Origin of the sequence: Paraconexibacter sp. AEG42_29 (genome assembly GCF_040581415.1) — a bacterium.
GTDB lineage: Bacteria > Actinomycetota > Thermoleophilia > Solirubrobacterales > Solirubrobacteraceae > Paraconexibacter.
In genome coordinates, this window is sequence record NZ_CP114014.1 from 5,604,311 (window position 1) to 5,631,069 (window position 26,759).

Below are 26,759 nucleotides of genomic sequence, written 5' to 3' on the forward strand. Positions count from 1 at the left end.
CCTGCGATTCAGACCGGCGAGAGCTCTGGTGGTGCGGGCCCGAACCGCTGCCTGACGAGCCAGGCGAGCGACGTCAGGACCGCCATGACCGCGACGGCGAACGGCAGGATCTGCCAGTCCCAGCCCACGTCAGGGGCGCTGCCGAAGGCGACGCAGTTGTTGAGCGCGTGCAGCGCGATGCACGGGTAGAGCGAGCGCGTCCGCAGGTAGAGCAGGCACAGCAGGGCTCCGAAGACCGACAGCGGCGCGAGCGCGTAAAGCGGCGAGGAGGCGACGTGCAGCAGGCCGAAGAGCAGCCCGGTGAGGGCCACCGCGGGCCACGTCCCCTTCCAGTTGCGCAGCGCCGGGAACACGTAGCCGCGGAACAGGATCTCCTCGGCGATCGGCGCGAAGATCGTCACCAGGACCGCCGTGGCCACCAGGGCGGCGGTGCTCTCCTCGACCCCGAGCGACTCCGGGAGCTTCTCCGCCTTGGTGTTGCCGGTGATCACGCCCCACGCGAGGCTGAAGACGAAGATCGCCAGGAACGCCAGGGCCGTCCACCCGATCGCGGGCTTCAGCCGGGTCGACCGCAGGCCGAACTGCCACGCGAAGACCGGCTTGCGCAGGGACGCGAACAGCACCACGGCGACGACGAACACGATGTCCTGGGCGTAGGTCGCGGTGATGGAGACGGACGGGGGGACGTCGTCCAGGTCGGCGCCGAAGATCGCCGCGATGATCCCGATGACCAGGCCGGCGGCCAGAGAGCCGAGCAGCGCCGCGGGGATGATCGCGATCGCGGTGATCGGGGACCACAGGGGGCGGCCGCTGGCCGGCGCGACGGGGGCCGGGCGGTCGTTGGGGTCCGGCGGCAGCCAGTTGGTCGGGGCCTCGGCGGGCGGCGGCGGCGTGCTCATCGGCCTGCCGAGGGTAGAGGACGGGCGCCTGGACCGGCTCCGGTGATCGGGCCTACGGCGCGTGCCTCACGGGTGAAAGGCCGCTTCAGCGGGCGGCGCTGACGGTGCGCGAGTCGTAGAGCGAGCTCGTGACCTCGCCGGTCTCGTAGGCGACCTGCGCGAGGAAGCTGGTCGCGGGCCGGCCCTTGACGCGGCGCGGCGCGGCGACGCGGCAGATCAGGTATCCGTCCCCGTCGGTGGCCCTGGCGCAGGTGCCGGCGACGCGCCGGCCGCCCGTGCGGTCGAACGCGGTGACGGTGACCGTCACGTAGCGGCCGGGCACCGCCTCGGCGGCGGCGGCCGATGCCCCGCGGAGCGTCCGCGTGGCGGCGTAGGTCCGGACCTTGACGGTGATCTTCCCGGCGGGTCCGGCCTGCTGGACGGCGGAGACGACGCTCAGGCGGGTGGGCCACGGCGAGGACGGGACCGTCTCGTCGGCGGCGGCGGCGGCGCCCGGCAGGAAGGCGAGGACAAGAGCGGAGGTGGCGGTGATGAGAGCGGTGCGCAGCATGGTGATCCTCGGGCGGGGTGGTGTCAGCAGCCTCCTGGCGGCGGGGCGCGCGATCTGTGCGCCCGCACACGCCTGGGCTGTGCCGTCGGTCACTCAACGGCCGGTCCGCGCGGGAATTACGCGGCCGCATTCCCACCCGACACCCCGCGCGTCCGTCTTCAGACCAGGTCGAGCAGGCCCCGTAGGTCCGGAAGCACCGGCACGCCCGCCGGGACCGGTCCCCCGTCGTCCACCGACCGCAGCTCGTCCCCGTCCCGCTGGACCAGCACCGGCCGGACCCCCGCGGCCAGGGCCCCGGCCACGTCGGCCGCGACGCTGTCGCCCACGTGCAGCGCCGCCGCGGGCTCCACGCCGCCGGCGAGCTCGAGCGCCCGGGCGAAGAGCCCCGGGTGGGGCTTCGCGACCCCCTCGACCGCCGAGACCGCAGCCCCGTCCAGCAACCGGTCGAGGCCCGTCTCCGCGAGGACGTCGTGCAGAGACAGGTCCCAGTTGCTGCACACCACGAGCGCGAGGCCCCGTGTCCGCAGCGCCCGGAGGACCGTCGCCGCCTCCGGATACGCGGTGAAGCGGAAGCAGCGCAGCAGGACGTCATCCACCATCGCCGCGTCCCCGATCGCGCCGAGGTCGTGGCCCGCGGCGCCCAGCGAGCCGCGCATCACCCGGCCGCACTCGGCGCGGACGTCCGCGAGCCCGGCCGCCGTTCCCGCCCGGTGGTGCTCGGCCCGGTAGTGGCCCATCTCGGCCGCGACGGCCCGGCCCGCCTCCGCCGGGGTCACGTGCACCCCGAATCCTGCGAGCGCGGTGACCAGCGCCGGCGCCGGCGGCTCGAGGCCGACCAGCGTCCCCAGCGCGTCCAGCAGCACCGCGCGCACCGGCGCTGCCTGCTCGCGGGGACCTGAAGTACCGTCAGCGACCATGGCGCCCATCCTCGCGCAGGCGTTCCTGGATCAGTACGGCGGCGCGATCACCGCCGGCGTCACGCTGATCGCGGCGATCGTCGGCGTCGCGTTCACCAACCGCTGGATCGCCCGTCACCGCACGCAGATCGCCGCGGCCGTCTCGGGTGGCCAGTTCAGCCAGGCGACCGACACCCGCCTGCGGTTCACGCAGCGGGCCATCGACGCGGCGATCGTGATCATCGCCCTCGCGATCGCGCTCTCGCAGTTCGCGGCGCTCGACAAGATCGGGTCCGCGGTCCTCGCCTCGAGCGCGATCGCCGCGGCGGTCGTCGGCTTCGCGGCCCGCCAGACGCTGGCCAACGCGATCGCCGGCCTGTTCCTCGCGGTCACCCAGCCGCTGCGGATCGGCGACCTCGTCACGTTCGAGGGCGAGACCGGGACCGTCGAGGACATCCGGCTCACCTCGACCTGGCTGCGCAACGGCGCGAACGCCCGGATCATCGTCCCGAACGAGCGCCTGGCGGGCGGTGTCCTGCGCAACGACTCGATCGTGGAGACGGTCGTCGAGGTGGAGGCGTCCCTGTGGCTCCCGGTCGCGATCGACGCCATCGACGCCGTGGACCGGCTGCGCGGCACGCTCGACGGCGTGCGCGTCCGCGTGGCCGAGACGACCTCCGAGGGCACCCGCCTGCTGCTGATCGACACCCCCGCCCCCGCCGGCGACCGGCTCGGCCGCGAGTCGCAGCTGCGCGAGGACGCGCTGCGGGCGCTGAAGTCCTGAGGCCGGCGGACCGGGCGCCGGGGCGCTCGGCGGCGCTGCATGAATCCGTCCGCCGACGTCGAAATGCAGCCGTGAGCACCGCGTCTGGCTACCATTCATGGTCTGCCGCGCAGGGCCGCCGTCGTGCCTTTGCTCCTGCGGTCAGCGCGCGCACCCGACCCGAAGGTTCCTGAATCATGGCCTCACGCCGCGAACGCCAACGTCGCCGAAACCGCAGCAAGAACGGCTCCGGCCTCTTCATCCTGCTCACGGGCGGCGTCATCACCGCGATCACCGCGATCGTCGCGTTGTCGTTCGTCGGCTACGTCGTGAGCGTCGCGAACTCGGCTCCGGACATCTCCGAGCTCAAGCCGCTCGACCAGGGCGAGAACTCGATCGTGTACGCGTCCGACGGCAAGACGCGCCTCGGCGTGATCCAGTCGGACGTCCTGCGCACGCCGGTCAACTCGACCGACATCCCGCAGGTGATGAAGGACGCGACGGTCGCGATCGAGGACCAGCGCTTCTACCAGCACAAGGGCGTCGACTTCGAGGGCGTCGTCCGCGCGGCGATCAAGAACTTCCAGTCCGAGGAAGGCAAGGTGCAGGGCGGCTCGACGCTGACCATGCAGTTGATCAAGAACCTCTACTCGCGGGACAAGAAGCGCGACTACAAGCGCAAGATCCGCGAGGCGAAGCTCGCCGAGGAGCTCGAGAACGTCCACCCCGGCCGGCCCGGCAAGACGTGGATCCTCACCAAGTACCTGAACTCGGTGCCGTACGGCAACGACCCGTCCGGCAAGGAGGCCATCGGCGTCCAGGCCGCCGCCCGCGTCTACTTCAACAAGCGCGCGAGCGAGCTGACGCTGCCCGAGTCGGCCATGCTCGCCGGACTGCCGCAGGCGCCCTCGCAGTACAACCCGTACGTCAAGAAGGACGCCGCGCTGGAGCGCCGCAACGAGGTCCTGAAGAAGATGCTGGACCTGGGCTACATCTCGACGGCGCAGTACAGCGACGCGCTCGACACCCCGATCCAGCTGCACAAGACGAAGTACTACGCCGCCACCCGCGAGGCCTACTTCTTCGAGTACGTCCGCAAGGAGCTCGTGCGGAAGTACACCAAGAAGGTCGTCGACCGCGGCGGCCTGAAGGTCTTCACGACCGTCGACTTCGACCAGCAGCGCAAGGCCCGCAACGCGATCGCCGGACGCCTCAGCGTTCCCGGCTCCCCGCAGGCCGCGCTCGTCTCGATCAGCCCGCGCACGGGCCACATCCGGGCGATGGCGTCGTCGACGCGGTTCGCCGACTCGAAGTACAACCTTGCCACGCAGGCCAAGCGCCAGCCGGGGTCGACGTTCAAGATCATCGTGCTGATGACCGCTATCCGGCGTGGGGTCGACATCAACAAGACCTCGTACGTCTCCAAGCCGCTGAAGTTCAACGACCCGACCTACGGCAAGATCGACGTGACGAACTCCGACCGCGGCAGCGGCGGCGGGTCCAAGTCGCTGTTCCAGGCCGTCGTCTCGTCCGACAACACCGTCTTCCAGCAGCTCGACCTCGACCTCGGGCCGCCCGCGGTCACCGCGACCGCCCGGCTGATGGGCATCCGCAGTCAGCTGCAGTCGCTCCCGGCCGAGGCGCTGGGCGGCATGCGCAACTGCTGCACCCCGCTCGAGATGGCCCGCGCGTTCACGTCGATCAACGACGGCGGCTATCGCATCAGCCCCGTCGCGATCACGAAGGTCATCAAGGCCGACGGCACGGTGGACACGTCGCTCGGCAAGCCGAACAAGGTGAAGATCTTCACCGACGGCGAGACCTACGAGGCGATCCAGGCCATGAAGGGCAACGTCCGCAGCGGCACCGGCACCGCGGCGAACCTCGGCTTCTGCCCCGCCGCCGGCAAGACGGGCACGACGTCCGGCTTCAAGGACGCCTGGTTCAACGGCATGACGTCGAACCTCAACACCACCGTCTGGGTCGGCTACAAGCAGCCGCGCCCGATGACCGCGGTCCCCAACTACGGGACGATGTTCGGCGGCGACGCCCCAGCCGAGATCTGGCACGACTACATGACCTCCGCGGTCGACCGCAAGACGTGCCGCGACTGGGAGAAGCCGGTGACGCCGTTCGTCAGCCAGCCGTTCGACGGCAAGTACGCGAAGTCGAGCCCCGGTGGCCCCGCGCCCCAGGACGACACCGGCGGCTTCCAGGACCAGAACGTCGCCCCGGTCGAGCCCGGGACCGGCGTGGGCACCGGCGGCGGCGGAACGACGTACGACCCGAACGCGCAGCCCGTCACGCCCCCGGCGAACGAGCCGGTCACGCCACCCGCAGCCACTCCGGATCCGGGCACCGCCGGCGGGATCGCCCCGCCCGGATGACGGGCGCGCCGCGGCGGCGCACGGCCTAAACCCTCCCTTAAGCGCTACCCTGGAGTCAATGGCCAAGGAAGACAAGGTCGAGTTCGAGGGTGAAGTCGTCGAGGCACTGCCGAACGCGATGTTCAAGGTGAAGCTCGATAACGATCACGAGGTGCTCGGTCACGTCGCCGGCAAGATGCGGCGTTTCCGCATCCGCATCCTCCCGGGCGACCGGGTGCGCGTCGAAGTGTCGCCGTACGACCTCAGCCGCGCCCGCATCGTCTACCGCCACCGGTAGGCCGCACCGTCGTAGCGAGCCGCCGGCCCGATGGGCGAGCGCTCGCTGATCACCGCGCTCGAGGAGCTGCTGGCCCCCGGGCGCAGCCGCAACCGGCGCATCGTCCGCTGGGTCGGTGACGACTGCGCCGTCGTCCGCGCGGGCGGCACGTGCGCCGTCACGTCGGTCGACGCGATGGTCGACGGCGTCCACTTCCGCTCCGGCCGGCCCGGCACGACCTACGCCGACATCGGCCACCGCGCCCTGGCCGCCGCCGTCAGCGACCTTGCCGCCATGGGCGTGCCCGCGGGCGAGGCCTATGTCGTGCTCGGCGCTCCGCCCGGGTTCACGGAGGCGGACGGGCTGGAGCTGATGCGCGGAATGGAGGCCCTGTGCGCGCGCACGGGCATGGTCGTCGCGGGCGGAGACGTGACGCGCGCCCCGGTCCTGCTGCTCAGCGTCACCGTCGTGGGCTGGGCGGACGACGAGGACACGGTCCTGCGCCGGGACCGCGCGCAGCCCGGCGACCGCGTCGGCGTCACCGGCCCGCTCGGCGCGAGCGCGGCCGGCCTGGCGTTGCTGGACGGGGCGACGACCGCCGCCGACTGCGGCCTGGACCCCGGCACCGCGGCCGGCCTCGAGCGCTCGCACCTGCGCCCCGAGCCGCGGCTGACGGCCGGGATCGCCCTGGTCGCGGCCGGGGTCCGGGCGGGGCTCGACCTGTCGGACGGCATCGCGACCGACGTCCAGCACCTCGCGAGCGCGAGCGGGGTCGGGATCGCGATCGACGTGGACGCCGTCCCCATCGCCGCGGGCGTCGTCGCCGTGGCCGCCGCCACCGGGCGCAGCGCGCTGGACCTAGCGCTGGCCGGTGGCGAGGACTACGAGCTCTGCGTGTGCGTACCGCCCGCGCTGACCGGCGCCGCCGAGGCGGCGGGGGTCGTCGCCTGGATCGGCGACGTGACGGCGGGCCGCCCCGCGGTCCGCCTGCACAGCCCGTCGGGGCAGCCGCTCACGGCGGCCCTGTCCGGGTTCGAGCACCCGCTCGACTGACCTCGTCCCCCGCCACCGGCACGCGCAGGCGCAGCAGGACGGCAGCGGCCACGAGCTGCGGGTCGACCTCGTAGTCACGGGCCTGGACGCGGTCGCGCAGTTCACGGACCCGCTCGCGGCGGGCAGGGGCGGTGGTCGAGGAGGGCATCGTCATCGGGGTGGTGATGAGGGGGTCGGGGCCGGCGCCTGCCGGACCCGCCCGTAGCTCGCCTATCGGGCTCCGCGGCGAATCGCCTGAGCGGCGAGGTGCCTGACTGGACGCCTTGTCGACCGCTCCCTCCCCACTCTCCGGTCGCGGCGTCATGAGCGGGCCAGGTAGCCCTCGGGCTGCACCCGGACGAGGCGGGCGAACACGACGAGCCGCTCCGCCGCGCTGAACAGGGGGTGGCACGCGGTCAGCACCAGCTGGTCGTAGCGGACGCGGCGCAGCGCCGAGATCGCCTGCGGCGCCACGATCCGGCGGCGGTCCACGCGGTAGGTGAAGCGCGCGTACGGCATGTCGACGGTGATGAGATCGCCGGCGTCGAGCCGGTCCAGGTGCCGGAACGGCGAGAGGTAGGTGGTCCGGTGGCCGGCGATCGCGACCGTCCCCGGCGACCCGGGCAGCGGGCTGCCGTCGTAGACCCCGGGGCCGCGCCGCAGATCGGGGCCCTGCGACCCCTTGACGATCACGAAGTCCACGTCCGCGTCGGGGATCTGGATGCGCCCGACCGCCTGGCCGTGCTCGGTCCGGCGCCGCAGCTTCTCCGACAGGAACGCGATCCGCGCGCGCTGCGTGGCGAGCCGGGCGAGCGCGCGCCGCTCGGCGGTGCTCGGCTGCTCGCGGCGGATCGTGCCGAGCTGGTCGCGCAGGACGTTCTGGCGGTGCGCGGTCCAGAGCGAGGTCAGCGGCTCCTGCCAGACCAGCGTCAGCCCGGCGTCGATCACGAGCAGCGCGCCCGCGACGATGCAGACGGTCGACAGCGCCCGCAGCGACCGCCGCAGCGGACGGTCGTCCGGGTGGACGGGCCGCCGCCGGACGGGCTGCCCCGCCCGGCGGCGGGTGGCGCTCACCGCCGGGTCCCGGACCCGACCGCGCCGAGCGAGCCGGGCCCCACGTAGCCGCCGGGGCCGCGGATGCTGCCGGACTGCTCGGGCATCGCCCCGGGCCGGCCGCGGTCGACGGGCCGCTGGCTCGGGTTCAGCGCCACGATCGCCGCGCACGTCGCGCAGCCCGCGATCGCGCTCCACAGCACCCAGGTGACCGGCCCGACGTCGCCGCCCGCGACCAGCAGCACGGCCTGCCACGCCCCGTCCTTCAGCGAGTAGCCGAGGGCCCCGGCGTCGAGCACCGCCACGAGGGCGAACGGGACGACGCCCGCCAGGACGGCCAGCAGGCGGACCGGCCGCGGCCAGCGCCAGTCCGGGGTGATCGCCAGCATCCAGAGGTGCAGCGCCGGCGCCAGCAGCACCGCCGCGAACGGGTTCAGCACCCAGACGACGACCGCGAGCAGGCACAGCACGATCAGCGTCGCGATCGCCGGGGCAGCCGTGTCGGAGCCAAGCCCGTCCGCGACCCCGGACAGCTTCAGCACCAGGGGGCGCACCAGCAGCCAGCCGAGGACGAAGACCAGGAACAGCGCGATCGACGCCGCGAGCGCGGCCCCGTCCGGTGGCAGCGCACCCGCGGGCACGGCCATCTCGGGCGCCGGGTCGACGAGGCCGACGAGCGCCAGGACGACGGCGGCCAGCGCGGTGAGGAGGAACGGCAGGACCGTGGCGCCGACCCAGGCCAGGCGGCGGCCCACCGGCTCGCGGCGGCGGCGGGCGCGGGCGAACCCGTCGATGCTGACCAGCAGCACCGGGATCAGCAGCGCGCCGCCGAGCAGCCGGATCGACCGTCCCGACAGCACCTTGCGGGCGATCTGCAGCGACGGCTCGGGGCCCCCGCCGATCGTCGGCCCGTTGTTGAGCGCGTTGATCGACCGCAGCGCCGCGCGGCCGAAGCCCTCCAGGCGAGCGCGGGAGATCGGCGCGTTCCCGGGCGGCCCGCGCTCACCGGACGCCGACAGCAGGACGGCCGGCAGCCCGACCTCGCCGAACGCGCCCTGCTCGCCGACGGTCAGCGGGAACGCCTGCCGGGCCCATTGCACGACGGCCCGGGCCCCGCCCGGATCGACGCGCGCCTCGGCACGGAGGGCGCTCTCGATCGTGCGGCGCAGCTGCATCGGGGCGACGCCGTTGCCGCTCGAGTACGGGATGACGAGTGGCCGCGAGGTGTTCGCCGACGCCATGTCCCCCAGCACCAGGACCGCCGAGATGTTGTCCGGCAGGTCGGCGACCGCGGCCCGCGCGCCGGCGGCCCCGCCGCTGCCGCCGCTCGTCGACACGAACGTCACGGTCCGCCGCAGGCGCCCGCGGCCGATGATCTGCGCCAGCGTCAGCATCGCCGCGGTGCCCGACAGCTCGGCCTTGGCGACCCGGGATGCCGCATCCCGGTGCGCGACGATCACGATCCCGGCACCGGGCCGACCGGGCCGCGTGGCGACGACGTTCGTCAGGTCCCGCCGCCCGTCGATGGTCTGCGCGCCGCGGACCCGCGTGATCTTCACGATCGGGTCGGGCGCCGCCGATCCGGCGGGCTGCAGCGACCGGCGCAGCGAGCCGGCCACCCGCCGGGCGAGCGCCTCGTCGTCGAGGCTGCCCGGCCGGCGGTCCGGGAAGTCGATCGCGAGCTCGTCGAGGAGCGCGCCGGCGGCCCGGCCGCCGAACGCGTCGGGAGCCAGGGTGGAGCCGATGGGCCGGGGACGGTCCTGCAGGGCGAACGCGACGACGAGCAGCGCGAGCAGGACCGGCAGGAACGAGGCCCGGTAGATGCGCGGGTCGAGCATGGGGCCCACCGAGGGTAGTTCTTGGAGGTGTCACCATGTAGCGCCGGGACGCATGTGTCCGCCCCGGCGCAGGCCTGTCCCCATGTCCGACCACATCCCGCGCATCCTCCTGGCCGACGACGAGCAGTCGATCCAGACCCTGCTCAGCTACCCGCTGCAGAAGGACGGCTACGAGGTGGTCCGCGCGTCGGACGGCCGCGAGGCGCTCGACCGCTTCGAGGAGCAGGCCTTCGACCTCGTCGTCCTCGACGTGATGATGCCGCGGATGGACGGCCTCGAGGTCTGCCGGCGGCTGCGCGCCAAGAGCTCCGTGCCGATCATCATGCTGACCGCCAAGGCCGAGGAGATCGACAAGGTCCTCGGCCTCGAGCTGGGGGCCGACGACTACATCACCAAGCCGTTCTCCATGCGCGAGTTCCGCTCGCGCGTGAAGGCGACGCTCCGGCGCGCCGGGATGAGCCGCGACGAGAGCGAGGACGGGGTCGAGGCGGAGGTCCTCGCCGTCCACCAGCTGAAGATCGACGGCGGCAAGCGGACCGTCCGCGTCCGCGGCCGCGACGTCCAGACGACGTTCGTCGAGTTCGAGATCCTGACGGCGCTGGCCAAGGCCCCCGGCCGGGTCTTCACGCGGGACATGCTGCTGACGCGGATCTGGGGCGACAGCGCCTACCGGGACCCGCGAACGATCGACGTGCACATCCGCCACCTGCGGGAGAAGCTCGAGCTTGAGCCCAAGGACCCGGAGTACCTGTTCACGGTGCGCGGGGTCGGCTACCGCTTCCGGGACCGCGCGACCGGGGACTAGTGCCCGACCGCCCGGTGCGCCTGGACTCCCTGCGCCTGCGGCTGTCGGCGCTCTTCGCGCTGACCGCGATCGCCGTGCTGGCGTTCGTCTACGTCGCCGTCGTGCCGGGGCTGAAGGCGCGGCTGGTCGACGACAAGCTCGAGGACCTGACGCAGATCGCGCGCCGCTACAGCCCGCAGCTGCAGGACTCCGTCGGGAGCAGCGTCCCCGCGCCGAAGATCAACAAGCTCGTCTCGCAGATCGCCGACGCGACCTCGGCGCGGGTGACCGTCCTGCTCGTCGTCTCCGGGACGCAGCTGCAGCTGACGCCGCAGTACGACTCGTTCTCGGAGGTCCAGATCCGGGAGCTCGACTTCGCTCCCGCGGTCCTCGCCGCGCAGACGCGGCGCACCGAGACGGGGACAGAGTCGACCTCGACCGGCCAGATCGGCGAGGTGGCGATCCCGCTGACCTTCGACGCGCCGCGCGGCGGCCGCGCGGTGGGGAACGTCGTGGTCTTCTCGACGCCGCTCCGGGACGCCACGCGCGCGGTGTCCGTCGTCCGCGGCCGGCTGCTGGCCGCGGCCGGCTTCGCGCTCGCGCTCGCGATGCTGGTCGGCGTTCTGGTGGCCCAGGTCCTGACGCGCCGGGTCGCCCTGCTGGAGACCGTCGCGCGGAGCGTCGCCGCCGGGGACTTCCAGACCTCCTTCCCGGTCGACCGCGAGGACGAGCTCGGCCGCCTCGCCGCGACGCTCGAGGACATGCGCGGCCAGCTCTCGGAGCTCGACGGCGCGCGCAAGCGGTTCATCGCGACGGCGTCGCACGAGCTGCGCACGCCGATCTTCTCGCTCGGCGGCTTCCTGGAGCTGATCCAGGACGAGGACCTCGACGACGACACGCGTGACCGCTTCCTGACGCAGGTGCGCGGCCAGGTGGACCGGCTGGGCAAGCTCGCCACCGACCTCCTGGACCTCTCGAAGCTGGAGGCCGGCTCCCTCGAGCTGCGGCCCGAGATGACCGACCTGACGCTCGTGGCGAAGGCCGTCGCCAGCGAGTTCGAGCCGCGCCTGCACACCCACGACTCGACGCTCGAGCTGCGCCTGCCGCCGGGCCATCTGCGGACCGTGTGCGACCCGGAGCGCGTCGCGCAGGTGATGCGTATCCTCATAGACAACGCTTTGACGCACACGCCATCGGGTACGGACATGGTCGTCAGCGCAAGCCGTCAGGGCCCGTGGGTCCGCCTTGGCGTCGGGGACTTCGGTCCCGGCATCCACCGCACCATGCTGCCCAACATCTTCGAGCCGTTCATCACCTCCGACGACGCCCAGGGCTCCGGCCTCGGGCTGGCGATCGCCCACGAGCTGGCGGAGCGGATGGACGGCGACCTCGTCGTCGAAAGCCGACCCGGCCAGACGACATTCACCCTGGAGCTCCCGGCATGACGCCACGTCCCAAGCTCGCTGCTGCCACCCTCGCCGCGGCCGCTGTCCTGTTCACCGCCGGCTGCGGCGACGACGACAAGTCCGCCTCGACCTCGAGCCCGGCCACCGCGCCCGCCAGCGCGGTCGCCGACGCCACCCCGTCGACCTCCGGCTCCGCCGACGAGGCGGTCGCGAAGGCGACCGGCTTCGACCCGTCCGCGATCTACAAGCGCGAGGGTCCCGGCGTCGTGACCGTCATCAGCGCCGGCCTGAAGGCTGCCGCCGCCAGCGGCGACGACGACAGCGCCGGCCTCGGGTCGGGTTTCGTCATCTCCTCCGACGGCGAGATCGCCACGAACGCGCACGTCGTCACCAGCGGCGAGGGCGACAAGATCACCGAGGCCAAGCGCGTCTACGTCAAGTTCTCCGACGGCAACGAGGTCGAGGCGAAGGTCGTCGGCTTCGACCCGTTCGCCGACGTCGCCCTGCTGAAGATCGCCCCCACCGGGCTGGACCTGCGTCCGCTGCCGTTCGGCTCGGTCAAGAACCTGAAGGTCGGCGCGCCGGTCGCCGCGATCGGCTCGCCGTTCGGCGAGGAGCAGTCGCTGTCGGTCGGCGTCATCTCCGCGACCGAGCGGTCGATCCAGTCCCTCACGGGCTTCTCGACGACGGGCGCGATCCAGACGGACGCCGCCATCAACCACGGCAACTCGGGCGGTCCGCTGCTCGACGCGAACGGCGACGTGCTGGGCATCAACTCCCAGATCCGGACCGAGAGCGGCGACGGCACGGGCGTCGGCTTCGCCGTCCCGGTCGACGTGGTCAAGCGCTCGATCGACCAGCTGCGCAAGGACGGCCAGGTGCGGTACGCGTACCTCGGCGTCTCCAGCCGCGCGCTCTACCCGCAGGTCGCCGAGCGGTTCGACCTCCCGGTCGACAAGGGCGTCTGGGTGCAGGAGCTCCCGAAGTCGGGCGGCCCGGCGAAGGAGGCCGGCATCACGGCCGGCACCCGCGAGGTCACCTTCCAGGAGCTGCCGTGGACCGTCGGCGGCGACATCATCGTCGGGGTCGACGACACGCCGATCGAGGACGACGCCGACCTGGCCCAGGCGCTGCTCCCGTTCGAGCCGGGGACGACCGTCACGCTCAAGATCTACCGCGACGGCAAGCAGCAGGACGTCGAGGTCAAGCTCGGCGAGCGTCCCCTGGCGGTCCCGCCGGCCGGGTAGCAGCGACCGGGATGTGAAGCATCGGCCGCGCCGCGCTTGGCGGCGCGATCGCGGGGTACCCTGCTGGGCATGACCGACTCCGGGGCAAAGGCCCCGCTCGTCCTCGTATCGAACCGCGGACCCGTCGCCTTCCAGGACGACGGGTCGACCGTGCGCGGCACCGGCGGCCTCGTGACCGCGCTCACCGGGCTGGCCTCCCACCGGCCCGTCACCTGGATCGCGTCGACGATGACGCCGATGGACGCGGTCCGGGCGCGGGAGGCGAACGGGCCGATCACCGTCCGCTCCCCCGCCGGCGGCGAGTACCAGGTGCGCTACGTCGCCTCCGATCCGGACGCGTACGAGGGCTTCTACAGCGTGTTCGCGAACCCGATGCTGTGGTTCATCCAGCACTACCTCTGGGACCTGTCGAACGCCCCGGACATCCGCTCGAACGAGGTCGCCGCGTTCCACGACGGCTACCAGGTGGTCAACGCCGACCTCGCGCGGGTCGTGGTGGAGGAGATCGAGGGCATCGAGGACCCCGTCGTGATGGTGCACGACTACCACCTCTACACGCTGCCGGCCATGGTCCGGGCAGCGCGGCCCGACGTCTTCCTGAGCCACTTCGTGCACATCCCGTGGACGCAGTCCGACGCCTGGCGCGTGCTGCCGTCCGCCGTCCGCAACACGCTCTACGAGGGGATCCTGGCCAACGACATCATCGGGTTCCACACGACGTCGTACAAGCGGAACTTCCTGCAGTGCTGCCGCGACCTGATGGATCTCGAGGTCGACTTCCAGCGCGGCCTCGTCCACTTCCAGGGCCGGGAGGTCTGGGTCCGCGAGTACCCGCTGCCGATCGACGCGGGCGCGACCCGCCAGATCGCGTCCTCCAGCCGCGTGCACAAGTTCGAGGTCGAGCTGCTGCGCCGCCGCCGCGACCACCTGATCCTGCGCGTCGACCGGGCCGACCTCTCCAAGAACGTCCTGCGCGGGTTCAGCGCCTTCGACCTGTTCCTGGACCAGCACCCCGAGTTCCGCGAGCGGGTGACGTTCATCGCGCAGCTGATGCCGTCCCGGACGGACGTGCCGGAGTACGCCGAGTACCTCGAGAAGATCGAGGCGCTCGTCGCCGTCGTGAACCACCGTCACGGGACGCCGGACTGGATGCCGATCCAGCTGAAGCTGCGCGACGACCTCGACGAGGCGATGGCGGCGTACAAGAACTACGACGTGCTGCTCGTGAACGCGATGTTCGACGGGATGAACCTGGTCGCCAAGGAGGGCCCGCTGGTCAACGAGCGGGGCGGGGTGTCGCTGCTGTCCGAGAACACGGGGGCCCACGAGGAGCTCGGCGAGTACGCGATCAGCGTGAACCCGTTCGACATCCAGGAGCTCGCGACGTGCATCCACGCGGCGCTGACGATGGAGACCGAGGAGCGCGAGCGGCGGCTGGCGGGCCTGAAGGAGATCGTGACCGCCCGGGACCCGGGGGACTGGATCGACGAGCAGCTGGCGGACATCCGCGCCAAAGGGGCTGCGGGGTAGCGATCAGCGGCCGCCGAAGTCCTGGCCTGGCGGGACGAACTCCCGGGCCGGAGGTCGCCTGACCCGGCGGCTCGGGGCAGCCCGTGCCGGGGGCCGGGGAGCGGGTGCGGCTGCCGGCCGCGCTGGGGCCGCGGGGGTGGAGGGCGGCGGTGGGGCCGCCGCGGCAGGTGTCTGCCGGGGCGCTGGGGCCTGCCGCCGACGCGCCTGCTTCGGAGCCGCCCCGCGCTTCGGCTTGGACCGCCTCCGGTTCGGCGCGGTGCGCTTGGCCGGCTTGGATTCGGGCTTCGCGCGCGGCTCCGGCGGCGGATCCGGCTCCGTCTGCGTCACGGCCGGCGGCGCGGTGGCCGTCGTGGCGGCGGGCTCCAGGATCACCTCGGGCGCCTCGCGGGTGGCCGGGACCGCTCCCGCCGGCGGGAGCGGAGGCGGGGGCGACGAGAGGTGCGGCCACAGCAGGATCACCGTCCCGAGCACCAGGAGGGCCAGGAGCGGGACGACGTTGCCCCAGCGCACGCGGCGGGCGAGGGCGGCCAGGGCTGCAGGATCCATGCCATCCGTATAGGCCCGGGACGCGGCAACTCGCCCCCCCTTGCTACCGTCCCTTGCCGCTATGCCCGCACACAAGCCCACGTACGACCTGATGCTGCTCCTCGACACGGCGATCGACGCCGAGGTGCGCACCAAGATCCTCGCCGATGCCACCGAGCACATCACCAAGCTCGGCGAGGTCGTCAGCTCGCACGACTGGGGCACGCGCCAGACGACCTACGAGGTCGGCAAGAACAAGAAGGACGCCGAGTACCACCTGATCCAGTTCCACGGCACGCCGGAGCTCCTGGCGACGCTGAACCGGACCCTGCGCATCACGGACGGCGTCAACCGCTTCCGCATCATCAAGCTGGCCAACGGCGTCGGCGCCCCGCCGGACCTGAAGGCCACGCCGGCCGTCATCCCCTCGACTCCGGTCGAGGAGCAGCGCGAGGTCGCGCTCTAAGCAGCCGCGCCGATCCGTCGTCCCGCTCTCGGGCGACGACGGATCACTCATCTGCCGCAGTGAGACCGGGTCGGGACTGACACGGGACGCCTCCGGGCTTACGGTCGCGCCATGCGCGCTCGTGTCGCCGTTCTCGCCGTCGTCCTCCCCGCCGTTCTCGCGTCCCCGGCCCTGGCCGGGTCGGCGACGTTCCCACGGACCCGCGTCCTGCTGCCGCTTCCCGAGGGCCGGGACGCCGGGCGACTCTTCGGATTGGCAGGCGCCGCACAGCGCGGTGACGGCGCGGTCGTCGTCGCCGGCGCCCGGGACCTGCTCGTGTTCGGGACGGACGGCCGGGCGGCCGCGCTCCCGCCGCTTGCCTACACGCAGAGCATCACCCGCCTGAGCGATGGCAGCGTCGCGGTCGCCGGGCCCCCGGACATCGACCACAGCCGCGACGGGGCGGCGTACGACCTCGACGTCGCGCGCCTCGCCGGCGGCACCGCCGACCCCGGCTTCGGCGACGGGGGACGCGCCCGGCTGGCCGGGCTGAGCCGCGACTGGGGGCCGACCGGCTCGACCGTCGAGCACAACACGCACCTCGCGCCCGCTGCGGACGGCGGGGTCTGGGTCGCGTCGGCCGGGGCGCCGTCCGCCCCCGGCCAGGTCGTCCGGTTGACGCCCGCCGGCGTACCCGACCCCGCGTTCAACGGCGGCGCCGGCGTCCCGCTCACGCGCTTCGCCTACAAGGTCACGACGGAGGAGCGCGGCGTCGTCGACTGGTACGCGGCCCCCGCCGGCATCGTCCCGCTGCCGGACGGCGGCGCGATCGTCATCTCGCAGTTCGAGCAGGGTCTCGGGGACGCGCGGGGCAAGCTGTTCGTCGAGCGCTTCGACGCCGGCGGCCAGAGCGTCGCCGGCTTCGGCACCGGCGGCCTGGTCGTCCTCGACGGCGCCGGCCCGCGGACCGCCGTGCTCCAGGGGTCGCGGCTGCTGCTCGTCGATGCGGCGACCGCGACCGGGGACGAGGCCCTCACGACCAGGGTCACCGCCCTCGCGACCGCGACCGGCGCGCTCGACCCCGGTTTCGGCCGCACCGGCGTGACCACCATCCCGGCCCAGGCGCCCGGCCCGGTGACGGTCGATCCTCGCGGCCGTCTGCTCGTCGACGACGGACGGAAGCTCACGCGCCTTGACGCAGACGGCGCACCCGACCCGTCCTGGGGCGCCGGCGGCCAGACATGCACGCCGTACGAGCCGGGCAGCCACAAGGTCAGCGCGCGAGTGCCGGTGAAGGTCGGCCACGGCCCGGATCGCGAGACGCCGGCGGCCCTGCTCGCCCCGGACGACAGCGGCGTCATCCGCGTGCAGTCCGTGCGGTACGGCGACCGCGCCCTCCAGCGGATCGCTCCGAACGCGGTCGTCGTGGGCGGCGTGTCCGGCGCCGGCCGCGCCTACTGCCTCGACCTGCGGGCCGTCAGCGTCCTCGACAACGGCATCGACGAGGTGATCTACGACCGCTTCGTGACCGGCTCGTTCCGGGCGCGGACGACGGTCGCGGTCGAACGTCTGCGAGCGACGACACGCCGCGTCAGAGGGCGCCGGATCACCACCTACAAGCGACTGTCGCGTTCCACGTTCACGAGCGGCCCGGGGCCGTTCGTCCGGAAGGTGGGGCGCATCGGCGACGGCAGGATCGTGACCCGGATCACGCTGACCTCCGGCGGCAAGGTGCTGCTGCGGACGTTGGTCTGATCCCCGGCGGCGGCCGGGCGGGAGGCCGTCGGGATGTCAGAGACCGGCACTCTGCGTCGACACGGGAACAAAAGTGCGCAAGAAGCGGGCGTTCGGGCGGTTGAGGGGGCGACCCCGCCGGACCCGACCCTAGACTCGGCGACACTCTTCATCGACTGACATCTCTCCCGAAAGGAGCGACGGCACATGGCCGGCTTCACCATCAATCACGTGGTCGTCAGTGGCAATCTGACGCGCGACCCCGAGACCCGCGCACTGCCCAGCGGCATGCAGGTCTGCAACTTCAGCGTCGCGGTCAACGAGCGCATCAAGGACCGCGAGTCCGGCGAGTGGACCGACCGCCCGAACTACTTCGACGTCACCGTCTGGGGCGGCATGGGCGAGTGGCTCGGCAACAACATCCGCAAGGGCCAAGCCGTGGTCGTCTCCGGTCGCCTGAACTGGCGCTCATGGGAGAAGGACGGGGTGAAGCGGTCGGCGGTCTCGATCGTCGCCGACTCCGTGGTCCCCGAGCGCAGCGGTGGGGGTGGCGGCGGCGGCGGGTCCTACGGCGGCGGCGGTGGCGGCGGCTTCCAGCCGCGCTCCGACGTCCCGGCGGACATGGGCGACTTCGCCCCCGCGCCGGCCCCGGTCGGCGGCGGCGGCGCACCCACGGCGGACGACGACATCCCGTTCTGATCCGCACAAGCGTGGTCGCCTGACCGGCGACCACGCCGCACCACCCTTCCGTCACGGCCCGCTTCCGGCGGGCCGTGTGCGTGGAAGGACCGTCCGACCGGCCTGGTAGCCCCAGCAGCCGTCGCTCGGCCGGACCTGCCACAATGGAGGTTCGCGCGCGCCCTCGGCGCGCGCTTGATCTGTCTCGAAGAACTTCCAAGAGGACGTCACGACGTGGCCAAGCAGCGCAATGCGGGCAAGACCGCCCGCCGCAAGGACAAGAAGGGTGGGATGGGCAGCGGCCGCCGCAAGCCCTGCCTGCACTGCAAGGACAAGGTCGAGCAGGTCGACTACAAGGACATCGCGACCCTGAGCAAGTTCGTCTCGGAGCGCGGCAAGATCCGGTCCCGCCGCCTGACCGGCGCCTGCCGCCGCCACCAGAACCAGATCGCGGTCGCCGTCAAGCGCGCGCGTGAGCTCGCCCTGCTGCCGTACGTCAACGATTCCGGCAAGGACGACCGTGAGACCACGGGCCGCGGCCGGCGCGAAGACCGGGGCCGGTAGCTCATGCCCCAAGCGATCCTGCTGAAGGACGTCGACGGTGTCGGCGCACAGGGCTCCGTCGTCGACGTGTCCAAGGGCTACCTGCGGAACTTCCTGATCCCGCGCCAGCTCGCCGCCCCGGCGACCAAGGGCCTGCTGGCCCAGGCGCAGGCGAACACCGCCTCGATCGAGAAGGCCCGTGCCGAGGCCGTCGCCAAGGCGACCGAGCAGGCCGACCTGCTCAACAAGACCGTGCTGACCATGCCGGCCACCGCCGGCGAGGACGGCCGCCTGTTCGGGTCGATCACGACCCAGGACATCGCGAACGGCATCAAGGAGGCGCGCGGCATCGACGTCGACAAGCGCAAGATCCTCCTCGAGGACCCGATCAAGAACGTCGGCACGTACTCGGTCGTCGTCGAGATCGACGCGGGCGTCACCGCCACGGTCAAGACGATCGTCATCGAGGGCAACTGAGGTTCCGCGCGGCTGCGCCTCGCGCAGCCACTGCATCTGACGGAGTACGACGGGACCCGGAAGGGTCCCGTCCTCGTTTCGGCGGGGGACCTTGCGCGCTGGTGCACGCATGACATGCGCTGGTGCACAAGGTCCCCCATCACCGCAGCCCGTGCGCGGCCGCCTACCGCCGCCGCGCCGCCTCGCGCGTGCCGCCGTACGCGCCGATGTCGCGACGGCCGCCGTGGGGCCGCGGCTCGAGGCCGACCGACGACGACGGGGCGGCAGCATCGATCCCACGGCTAAGGCGGCCCAGGTGGAAGTCGCCGCCCGCCGGCCGCAGGAAGCCTGCGGACCCGCTGCGCATCCCGGCCCCGCGCCGGACGTTCACCGCCCCCGGGCCGACCAGGCTGTAGGCGATCGTGCTGGGACCGATCAGCGGCAGCTCGCCGCACTCCGCGCAGACGTAGATCTGCGACCTGGAGCCGTTGCCGGTGATGATGCTGTTGGTCACCGCGATGCGCGATCCGCCCTCGGTGAAGATCGCGGATCCCCGCGCCTGCAGGCCGCAGCGGTGGCCGGTGATCGTGACGTTCTCGAGCGTGGCCACGGACCCGCGGGCCGGATCCCCGCCGCCGTCGACGTACAGGCCCGCCCCGCCGGTCTCCGGGCAGGCGTTGCCGTGGAACAGGTCCCCGGTGATCGTCGCGACGGCGCTGTCGTCGACGAACAGCGCGCTGCCCGCGGACGGGGCGCTGTTGCCGACCCAGCGGTTGCCCCCGAAGCTCGCGCGCGGGGACGGGCCCGCGCCGCCGTAGAAGATCCCGCCGCCTCCCCAGCCGTAGCCGGCCTGGTCGCCGACGCTGTTGCCGCGGATCAGGTTGCGGCGGACGGTCATGCGGGGCGCGTTCAGGTACAGGCCGCCGCCGTGGTCGCTGCCGCCGGCGTTGCTCTCGACCAGGTTGCCCTCGATGACCGCGGGGAGCCCGATGGCCATCCCGCCCCCGCGGTGCGCCCGGTTGCCGCGGATGACGTTCCCGCGGACCACGAGCGAGCTGCGGCGCGGATCGCCGGCGGCGCCGATGCCGCCGCCGAGCACCGAGCAGTCGCACGTGCGCACGTCGGTGCCGTCGTCGTTGGCGACGATCAGGTTGCGCGTGATGCTGACGCGTCCTGACTCCTCCACCTTGATCCCGGACCCGCCGCCGCCCCGGTCCTCGTTGAGGGTGGCGCGGCCGCGGGTGATCGTGAAGCCGTCAACCGATGAGTTCCCCGCCCCCGACAGCGTGACGGCCGACCCCTCGCCCGCGGCGTCGATGACCGTCTCCTCGGCGACGGGGCTGCGCCGCGCGAAGCCGGCGGCGAACCCGCCGCGGAGGGTCAGCGTCTTGCCGCGCACGACCACGAGCTCGCGGTAGGTGCCGGCCTGCACCTGGATCGTGTCGCCGCTGCGCGCGGCGGCGACGGCTTCGCCGATGGTCGCGAACGCACCCGACGGCCCGACGCAGCGGACGCTGTGGCCACAGGGCGCACCCACGCCCGCGCCGCCGCGGTCCGGGACGAACGACAGCGCGGGCGGCGGCAGCACCGCGTGGGCCGCCGGAGCGACCGCGGACAGCACCGCAGCGGCGGCCACGAGGACGGCGGAGCCGGTGGCGATGCGCACGGCCCGGAGCCCGGTGAATCGCCATTCACGTCGGGGTCGGGGGGCGATGGCGTAGCGCACGGCTAGGAGCCTGGTGAATCGGCATTCACTCGGCGTTCGGGGGGCGGCGTAGCGGGCGGGACGCGGCGAGCGGAGCACGGCCCGATCATCGATGGGGCGTGCCCGCACGGCCAGTCCACAAAGGGATGAAGCTCCCCAGCCCTAAGGTGCCTTCCCGCCGGTCCCGCCGGCCTGCACAATCGGCTCATGCCGCTCCGCGCCCTGCTCGTCGTCGCCGCGCTCGCCGCGACCAGCGTCCTGACGACCGCCGGCCCCGGCGCCGCCGCGTCCCGCACCACCACGGTCAGGACCTTCGTCGTCACGATCAAGCCCGCCGGCGTCAAGGCGCGCTTCGCGATCGTCCGCGACGGCAAGCGGGCGTACATGACCGCCCAGGTCCGGCGCGGCGGCGCGTACACGCAGGTCGACAAGGTCCGCCTGACCTGCGCGTGGGTGACGGGGACGGACGAGGTCACGTTCGAGCCCGAGGGGGCCAGCTCCGGCAACGCGATCACGGGCCGGGTCGGGTGGGACGCCCTGAACGACCCCCAGGACCGCCGTCCGTACGCCGAGTACTGGTCGTGGCGCCTGAGGGGTGGCCAGATCCGGCTCGACGGCATCGATCCCAGCGTCGGCTGCCCGGCGTCGTAGGACCGGCCGTCAGCGGCGTTTGCCGCTGGTTGCGGCAAAGGCCGCTGCTTGCTGTCCGACGCGTCGCTAGCGTCAGTGGGCCGTGAGCACGTACGCCGCCAGAGACGACCGACCCGCCGCATCGAGCCCCCTGCAGGGCATCGCGCCGCCGCACTCGATCGAGGCGGAGCAGTCGGTCCTGGGCGCGATCCTGCTTTCGGACAAGCCGATGTACCAGTTCGTCGTGTCGGACAACCTGAAGCCGGTCGACTTCTACCGCGAGCGGCACCGGCTGATCTTCGAGACGATGCTCGACCTCTGGAGCCAGAGCGAGCCGATCGACGTGCTGACGGTCAAGGAGCACCTGCGGTCCCGCGGGAAGCTCGACGACGCCGGCGGCGAGGCGGAGATCGACGGCCTCACCGGTGCCGTCCCCGCGGTCGGCGCGCTGCGCCGGTACGCGCAGATCGTCAAGGAGCACGCGCTGCTGCGCAACGTGCTGACGACGACCTACGAGATCCAGGCCGCGGTCCACAGCCACGAGCATGCCCCGCGCGACATCGTCGAGATGGCCGAGCGCTCGATCCTCGAGGTCGCGCACGACGACCATGCCAAGGACTTCCGCGCGATCGGCGACGTGCTCGTCACCGAGGTGCAGAAGCTCGAGGAGCTGTCGCGGTCCGGCACCGCGATGACCGGCACGCCGACCGGGTTCGCCGACCTCGACGCGATCACGGGCGGCCTGCAGCCCGGCAGCCTCGTGATCATCGCCGCGCGCCCCGGCATGGGCAAGAGCTGCCTGGTGACGAACATCGCCGAGAACGCCGCCATCGAGCACAACAAGCCGGTCCTCCTGTTCAGCCTCGAGATGTCCGAATCCGAGCTGGCGGGGCGGTTCCTCGCGTCCCAGGCACGCGTCAAGGGCGACGACCTGCGCAAGGGCCGCGTCAAGGACGCCGCCTGGAAGAAGATCTTCGATGCCGCCGGCAAGCTCACGAACGCCCCGCTCTACGTCGACGACTCGAGCGACATCTCCATGCTGGAGATCCGGGCCAAGGCCCGGCGCATGCACAGCCAGCACGGCTCGCTCGGCCTCGTGATCATCGACTACCTGCAGCTGCTGCGTCCCGACGGCCGGACCGAGAGCCGCGTCGAGCAGATCGGCCAGATGTCGCGCGGCATGAAGATCCTCGCCGGCGAGCTGCAGTGCCCGGTCATCGCCCTCTCCCAGCTGAACCGCGGTGTCGAGCAGCGCGCCGACCGCCGGCCCATGCTGTCCGACCTGCGCGAGTCCGGCTCGATCGAGCAGGACGCGGACATCGTGATGTTCATCTACCGCGACGACTACTACAACCCGGACTCCGAGGACCAGGGGCTCGCGGAGCTGCTGCTGGCCAAGAACCGCGCGGGCTCGCTGGACACCGTCAAGCTGAGCTTCCAGGGCGAGTACCCGAAGTTCATGTCGTACGTCGGCGAGGAGCACTACTGATGCCGCCCGTCCCGAATCGCGCCGGCGACCACTGGTCCTGCCCGTACGACGAATGCGACGGCTCGGGGATCCGGGTGGACGAGGCCCGCCTGGTCGCCCTCGACTGCCGCTGCCGCGAGGCGCGGCAGCGGTCCGTCCGCGTGTCCGGCCTGCGCAGCTCGATCCCGCGCAAGTACCGCGAGGTGTCCTTCGACCGCGCGCCGATGCCGTCGATTGCCGCTACCGCACCGGCACAGGTCCGGGCGGTGCGCGCGTACATCCGCGACCTCGCCGACAACCTGCGCCAGGGCCGTGGCCTGTGGCTCTACGGCACCGTCGGCACGGGCAAGACCACGCTCGCGATGCTCGTCTCCAAGGCGGCGATCGACGCGGGGCACTCCGTCGCGATCTACTCGCTGCCGCGCCTGCTCGCCGAGATCCGCACGACGTACGACGACGCCAGCGGCGACACGTACACCGCCCTGCTCGACCGCCTGGCGGACGTCGACCTGCTGCACATCGACGACGTCGGCACCGAGAAGACGTCCGAGTGGGTGCTCGAGCAGCTGTACTCGATCATCAACGCCCGCTACGAGGAGGAGCGCACGGTGATCATCACCACGAACCTCGAGCGCGAGGACCTCGCGACGCAGATCCACGAGCGCACCGTCTCCCGCCTGGAGGAGATGTGCGAGGTGCTGCCGCTGTACGGCGCCGATGCCCGCCGACAGCAATACGGCCGCACCGCCTAGACTGCCGCGTTAAATGCCAGGCATCGTGATCGTCGGCGCCCAGTGGGGCGATGAGGGCAAGGGAAAGGTCGTCGACCTCCTTGCCGCGCAGGCGGACGCGATCGTCCGCTTCCAGGGCGGGAACAACGCCGGCCACACCATCGTCCGGGACGGCGAGACGTGGAAGTTCCACCTGATCCCGAGCGGCATCCTCTACCCGGGGCTGAACTGCATCATCGGCAACGGCGTGGTCGTGGACCCGTCGGTGCTGCAGACCGAGATCGACGGGCTGCGCCGCAACGGCGTGGACGTCAGCGGGCTGAAGATCAGCGCCAACGCGCACATCATCATGCCCTACCACATCGCCCTCGATCACTCGGGCGAGGCGAAGCTCGGCAAGCTCGAGATCGGCACGACCAAGCGCGGCATCGGCCCGTGCTACGCCGACAAGGCGGCGCGGCTCGGCATCCGCGTGCAGGACATGCTCGACGAGAAGATCCTCAAGAAGAAGATCATGGCGGCGCTCGTCCCCAAGCAGCTGATGCTGCGGCCGTTCGAGCGCGACCCGGAGTGGGCGCCGAAGCTCGACCTGCAGCAGATGACCGAGGACCTGCTCGCGTACGGCCACCGCCTCGAGCAGCACATCGCGGACACCGGCACGATCGCCTGGAACTCGCTGCAGGACGGCAAGCTCGTCGTCTTCGAGGGCGCCCAGGCCGCGCTGCTGGACATCGACCACGGCACCTATCCGTTCGTCACCTCGTCCAACCCGACGGCCGGTGCGGCGTGCACCGGCTCGGGCATCGGGCCGCGGGCGATCGACGAGGTCTGGGGCATCGCGAAGGCGTACTGCACCCGTGTCGGCGCCGGCCCGTTCCCGACGGAGCTGCACGACGACACCGGGACGCGCATGCGCGACGCCGGCCACGAGTACGGCACCACGACGGGCCGCCCGCGGCGCTGCGGCTGGTTCGACGCCGTCGGCCTGCGCTACGCGGCGCGCATCAACACGATGAGCGCGCTGGCGATCACGAAGCTCGACGTCCTCACCGGGTTCGACTCGATCAAGGTCGCGACCCGCTACCGCTCGACCGACGAGATCGACGGCGCGACGTTCGACACGTTCCCGTACCACCAGACGGTCCTCCATCACGCCATCGGCGAGTACGAGGAGCTGCCCGGCTGGAGCGAGGACATCACCGAGTGCCGGAGCTGGTCGGACCTGCCGCAGACCGCGCGCGACTACCTGGACTACATCGCCGACGTCTCGGGTGTCCCGGTCGTCCTGGCCGGTGTCGGCCCGGGCCGCGAGCAGATCGTCTGGAACAACAGCGCCGCCGAACACACGGCGTTCTCCCCGGCCGCTGCAGCCGACTGAACGCGCCGCAGACCGTGGGCCCGGCCGCCTGAAGCTCGGTTAGGGTTCGCGGGGTGACAGGGACCCTCACGGCGCGGGCGCGCCTCGCGCTGCTGTCGCTGGCCCTCGTCGCCGCCGCCGTCGGCGCCAGCGCGCCCGCCGCCGGTGCCGGGATCACCGAGGCGCCGTGCTTCGGCGCCGCCTCGCGGGACCCCGCCCGACCGTGCCAGAACCCCGACCTGCGGCGTGTCGTCGTCCCCAGCCCGGCCGAGGCCCGCAGCGTCCCGCCGGCGGACTGCCGGGTCGCGTACCGCAGCCGCATCCTGTTCGTCTGCGGCTGGGGGGACGAGCCCGCGCAGGCGGGCCGCACCGTCGCCTTAATAGGCGACAGCCACGCGGCGCACTGGCGCCCGGCGATCGAGGCCGTCATCCGGCACCGGGGCTGGCGGGCCGTCTCGATGTCCCGCGCCGGCTGCCCGCTGACGGAGGCCTACGCGAAGCTGCCGACGGTCGCCCGCTCGAACTCGTGCCGGCGCTGGAACCGCGCGGTGCGGGCGTGGCTCGGCCGCCACCCGGAGGTGTCGGTCGTCTTCGTGGCGCAGCACCGCATCAAGGTCGTCCCCCGCCGTGGCCTCGGCCAGAACGCGACCGTCACGGCCGGCTACCGCCAGGCGTGGGAGTCGCTGCTGGCTCGCAACGTCAAGCGCGTGATCGTCCTGCGCGAGACGCCCCGCGACACGCCGGGGACCCTGGCGTGCGTGGCCGGCGCGATGGCGGCCGGCCGGCCCGCCGGGCCCGCCTGCGCCGTCCCGCGGCGGTACGCCCTGCCGCCGGACCCGGCCGTCGCGGCCGCACGGGGGATGCGCAGCGCGCGCGTGCAGGTCGCCGACTTCACGAACGTCTTCTGCAGCGCGCGGCTGTGCCTGCCGGTCATCGGTGGCGCGCTGGTGCACCGCGACACCGAGCACATGAACCGCCAGTTCGTGGCCTCGCTCGGGCCGCTGATGGTGGCGAAGGTCGACCGGCTCGCCGCCAGCTGGCGCGACCCGAGCCGCAAGGCGGACGCGTTCCAGCAGGACGGAGGAGCGCCGAAGCCCCTGGGGATCATCCATCCCCCGGGACGGCCGGCTACCTGAGCAGCTCGCCCTCGGGCACGTCGCGCACCCGCCGTGCCGGGACGCCCATGACGACCGACCGCGGCGGGACGTCGTTCGTGACGACGGCGCCGGCGGCGACGAACGCCTCCTCGCCGATCTCGACGCCGGGGACGAGGACGGCGCCGCCGCCGATCCGGCAGCCGCGGCGCAGCGTCGGGCCGCGGAGCTCGTGGTCGGGTCCCGGCCGGCCGATGGTGTCGTCGTTCGTCGTCATCGCGCACGGGCCGACGAAGACGTCGTCCTCGACGAGGCTGAACGCCGTGAGGTAGGCCTGCGACTGGATCCGCACGCGGGAGCCGACGCGCACGTCGTTGTCGATGCCGGTCCCGCGGCCGATGACCGTGTCCGACCCGACGGTGGCCCGCTCGCGGATGTAGGCCTGGTCCCCGATGATCGACCGCTCGCCGATGCGGGCGCCGGCGAAGATGATCGCCTGCGCGCAGATGCGGGCACCGGCTTCGATGATCAGCGGGGTGAAAGGTGCGCCTGCCGCCTTGGCCGCCGCCGCGCTGCGCGGGTGCAGGGCGGGCGACTTGCCCAGGATCGCGCCGTCCTGGACGACGACGTCGTCGCCGATCACGGTCCCCTCGTGGACGACGACGTTGGCCCCGAAGAGCACTCCGTCCCCGATCCGGGCCGTCGGGTGCAGGACGAGTCCAGGCGCGTCGGCAGGCATTGGGCAGGAGTCT

Annotated in this window: 27 protein-coding genes; 18 read left to right on the forward strand and 9 right to left on the reverse strand. The window is 72.6% G+C overall.

Translation table 11 applies throughout. The features are described from left to right. Positions 1 to 8: 8 nt before the first annotated feature. The 3 genes from DSM112329_RS26555 to DSM112329_RS26565 form a co-directional block, all read right to left on the reverse strand. The gene (locus DSM112329_RS26555; RefSeq protein ID WP_354699590.1) at positions 9 to 899 is read right to left on the reverse strand and encodes a type II CAAX endopeptidase family protein; all 891 of its coding nucleotides are present in this window, start codon (positions 897 to 899) and stop codon (positions 9 to 11) included. Between the two features lie 85 nt (positions 900 to 984). Further along, positions 985 to 1,449: a hypothetical protein gene (locus DSM112329_RS26560; protein ID WP_354699591.1), complete on the reverse strand. Its 465-nt coding sequence runs from the start codon at positions 1,447 to 1,449 to the stop codon at positions 985 to 987. Positions 1,450 to 1,607: 158 nt separating this feature from the next. Further along, entirely contained in the window at positions 1,608 to 2,366 is a 759-nt protein-coding gene (locus tag DSM112329_RS26565; RefSeq protein WP_354699592.1) for an HAD-IA family hydrolase, read from the reverse strand. Here DSM112329_RS26565 and DSM112329_RS26570 point away from each other — a divergent pair. The 4 genes from DSM112329_RS26570 (at position 2,365) to thiL (ending at position 6,804) form a co-directional block, all read left to right on the forward strand. After that, positions 2,365 to 3,129: a mechanosensitive ion channel domain-containing protein gene (locus DSM112329_RS26570; protein WP_354699593.1), complete on the forward strand. Its 765-nt coding sequence runs from the start codon at positions 2,365 to 2,367 to the stop codon at positions 3,127 to 3,129. The two genes, DSM112329_RS26565 and DSM112329_RS26570, sit on opposite strands and share 2 nt — an antisense overlap. Before the next feature lie 176 nt (positions 3,130 to 3,305). Next, positions 3,306 to 5,495: a transglycosylase domain-containing protein gene (locus tag DSM112329_RS26575; RefSeq protein ID WP_354699594.1), complete on the forward strand. Its 2,190-nt coding sequence runs from the start codon at positions 3,306 to 3,308 to the stop codon at positions 5,493 to 5,495. Positions 5,496 to 5,553: 58 nt separating this feature from the next. Further along, positions 5,554 to 5,772 (forward strand): translation initiation factor IF-1, encoded by a 219-nt coding sequence (gene infA, locus DSM112329_RS26580; protein ID WP_254571248.1) that lies wholly within the window; start codon positions 5,554 to 5,556, stop codon positions 5,770 to 5,772. A 30-nt stretch (positions 5,773 to 5,802) separates the two neighbouring features. Next, the gene (gene thiL, locus DSM112329_RS26585; RefSeq protein WP_354699595.1) at positions 5,803 to 6,804 is read left to right on the forward strand and encodes a thiamine-phosphate kinase; all 1,002 of its coding nucleotides are present in this window, start codon (positions 5,803 to 5,805) and stop codon (positions 6,802 to 6,804) included. Here the strand turns inward: thiL and DSM112329_RS26590 are convergent. The 3 genes from DSM112329_RS26590 to DSM112329_RS26600 all read right to left on the reverse strand — a co-directional run bounded on the left by DSM112329_RS26590 (position 6,764) and on the right by DSM112329_RS26600 (position 9,674). Beyond that, positions 6,764 to 6,958 carry a flagellar biosynthesis anti-sigma factor FlgM gene (locus DSM112329_RS26590; protein ID WP_354699596.1) on the reverse strand — a complete coding sequence of 65 codons (195 nt, stop codon included), beginning with the start codon at positions 6,956 to 6,958 and terminating at the stop codon, positions 6,764 to 6,766. The genes thiL and DSM112329_RS26590 overlap by 41 nt on opposite strands. Before the next feature lie 146 nt (positions 6,959 to 7,104). Further along, positions 7,105 to 7,857, reverse strand: a complete 753-nt coding sequence (locus DSM112329_RS26595) for a sortase (RefSeq protein WP_354699597.1) — start codon at positions 7,855 to 7,857, stop codon at positions 7,105 to 7,107. Continuing rightward, on the reverse strand, positions 7,854 to 9,674 hold the full coding sequence (locus DSM112329_RS26600; RefSeq protein WP_354699598.1) for a hypothetical protein: 1,821 nt from the start codon (positions 9,672 to 9,674) through the stop codon (positions 7,854 to 7,856). Before DSM112329_RS26600 ends, DSM112329_RS26595 begins: the two co-directional genes overlap by 4 nt. An 82-nt stretch (positions 9,675 to 9,756) precedes the next feature. Here DSM112329_RS26600 and DSM112329_RS26605 point away from each other — a divergent pair, with 82 nt between their 5' ends. The 4 genes from DSM112329_RS26605 (at position 9,757) to DSM112329_RS26620 (ending at position 14,641) form a co-directional block, all read left to right on the forward strand. After that, positions 9,757 to 10,479: a response regulator transcription factor gene (locus DSM112329_RS26605; protein ID WP_354699599.1), complete on the forward strand. Its 723-nt coding sequence runs from the start codon at positions 9,757 to 9,759 to the stop codon at positions 10,477 to 10,479. Beyond that, positions 10,479 to 11,903, forward strand: a complete 1,425-nt coding sequence (locus DSM112329_RS26610; RefSeq protein WP_354699600.1) for a HAMP domain-containing sensor histidine kinase — start codon at positions 10,479 to 10,481, stop codon at positions 11,901 to 11,903. Before DSM112329_RS26605 ends, DSM112329_RS26610 begins: the two co-directional genes overlap by 1 nt. Next, positions 11,900 to 13,111: a trypsin-like peptidase domain-containing protein gene (locus DSM112329_RS26615; RefSeq protein ID WP_354699601.1), complete on the forward strand. Its 1,212-nt coding sequence runs from the start codon at positions 11,900 to 11,902 to the stop codon at positions 13,109 to 13,111. The genes DSM112329_RS26610 and DSM112329_RS26615 overlap by 4 nt, the downstream gene beginning before the upstream one ends. 69 nt (positions 13,112 to 13,180) lie before the next feature. Then, on the forward strand, positions 13,181 to 14,641 hold the full coding sequence (locus tag DSM112329_RS26620; protein ID WP_354699602.1) for a trehalose-6-phosphate synthase: 1,461 nt from the start codon (positions 13,181 to 13,183) through the stop codon (positions 14,639 to 14,641). A gap of 3 nt (positions 14,642 to 14,644) precedes the next feature. Here DSM112329_RS26620 and DSM112329_RS26625 read toward each other — a convergent pair whose 3' ends face one another. Further along, positions 14,645 to 15,187, reverse strand: coding sequence for a hypothetical protein (locus DSM112329_RS26625; RefSeq protein ID WP_354699603.1), 543 nt, complete (start codon positions 15,185 to 15,187; stop codon positions 14,645 to 14,647). Positions 15,188 to 15,248: 61 nt separating this feature from the next. On the opposite strand from DSM112329_RS26625, the gene rpsF reads away from it, so the two are divergent. The 5 genes from rpsF (at position 15,249) to rplI (ending at position 19,043) form a co-directional block, all read left to right on the forward strand. Continuing rightward, entirely contained in the window at positions 15,249 to 15,632 is a 384-nt protein-coding gene (gene rpsF / locus DSM112329_RS26630; RefSeq protein WP_354699604.1) for a 30S ribosomal protein S6, read from the forward strand. Between the two features lie 111 nt (positions 15,633 to 15,743). Continuing rightward, on the forward strand, positions 15,744 to 17,366 hold the full coding sequence (locus DSM112329_RS26635) for a hypothetical protein (RefSeq protein WP_354699605.1): 1,623 nt from the start codon (positions 15,744 to 15,746) through the stop codon (positions 17,364 to 17,366). Between the two features lie 186 nt (positions 17,367 to 17,552). After that, entirely contained in the window at positions 17,553 to 18,044 is a 492-nt protein-coding gene (gene ssb, locus DSM112329_RS26640; RefSeq protein ID WP_354699606.1) for a single-stranded DNA-binding protein, read from the forward strand. A 213-nt stretch (positions 18,045 to 18,257) separates the two neighbouring features. Further along, positions 18,258 to 18,587 (forward strand): 30S ribosomal protein S18, encoded by a 330-nt coding sequence (gene rpsR, locus DSM112329_RS26645; RefSeq protein ID WP_354699607.1) that lies wholly within the window; start codon positions 18,258 to 18,260, stop codon positions 18,585 to 18,587. A gap of 3 nt (positions 18,588 to 18,590) precedes the next feature. After that, entirely contained in the window at positions 18,591 to 19,043 is a 453-nt protein-coding gene (gene rplI, locus DSM112329_RS26650; RefSeq protein ID WP_354699608.1) for a 50S ribosomal protein L9, read from the forward strand. Positions 19,044 to 19,206: 163 nt separating this feature from the next. Here rplI and DSM112329_RS26655 read toward each other — a convergent pair whose 3' ends face one another. After that, positions 19,207 to 20,688 carry a right-handed parallel beta-helix repeat-containing protein gene (locus tag DSM112329_RS26655; RefSeq protein ID WP_354699609.1) on the reverse strand — a complete coding sequence of 494 codons (1,482 nt, stop codon included), beginning with the start codon at positions 20,686 to 20,688 and terminating at the stop codon, positions 19,207 to 19,209. A 246-nt stretch (positions 20,689 to 20,934) separates the two neighbouring features. Between DSM112329_RS26655 and DSM112329_RS26660 the strand changes: the two genes are divergently transcribed. The 5 genes from DSM112329_RS26660 (at position 20,935) to DSM112329_RS26680 (ending at position 26,049) form a co-directional block, all read left to right on the forward strand. Beyond that, positions 20,935 to 21,378 (forward strand): hypothetical protein, encoded by a 444-nt coding sequence (locus DSM112329_RS26660; protein ID WP_354699610.1) that lies wholly within the window; start codon positions 20,935 to 20,937, stop codon positions 21,376 to 21,378. 82 nt (positions 21,379 to 21,460) lie between these two features. Then, positions 21,461 to 22,846, forward strand: a complete 1,386-nt coding sequence (gene dnaB / locus DSM112329_RS26665; protein ID WP_354699611.1) for a replicative DNA helicase — start codon at positions 21,461 to 21,463, stop codon at positions 22,844 to 22,846. Further along, a complete protein-coding gene (locus DSM112329_RS26670) occupies positions 22,846 to 23,577 on the forward strand; it encodes an ATP-binding protein (protein ID WP_354699612.1) in 732 nt (243 codons plus the stop codon). The genes dnaB and DSM112329_RS26670 overlap by 1 nt, the downstream gene beginning before the upstream one ends. Positions 23,578 to 23,590: 13 nt before the next feature. Beyond that, on the forward strand, positions 23,591 to 24,934 hold the full coding sequence (locus DSM112329_RS26675) for an adenylosuccinate synthase (RefSeq protein ID WP_354699613.1): 1,344 nt from the start codon (positions 23,591 to 23,593) through the stop codon (positions 24,932 to 24,934). A 53-nt stretch (positions 24,935 to 24,987) separates the two neighbouring features. Then, positions 24,988 to 26,049: an SGNH hydrolase domain-containing protein gene (locus tag DSM112329_RS26680; RefSeq protein WP_354699614.1), complete on the forward strand. Its 1,062-nt coding sequence runs from the start codon at positions 24,988 to 24,990 to the stop codon at positions 26,047 to 26,049. Here DSM112329_RS26680 and DSM112329_RS26685 read toward each other — a convergent pair. Continuing rightward, positions 26,042 to 26,746, reverse strand: coding sequence for a DapH/DapD/GlmU-related protein (locus DSM112329_RS26685; protein ID WP_354699615.1), 705 nt, complete (start codon positions 26,744 to 26,746; stop codon positions 26,042 to 26,044). The genes DSM112329_RS26680 and DSM112329_RS26685 overlap by 8 nt on opposite strands. Positions 26,747 to 26,759 lie beyond the last annotated feature (13 nt).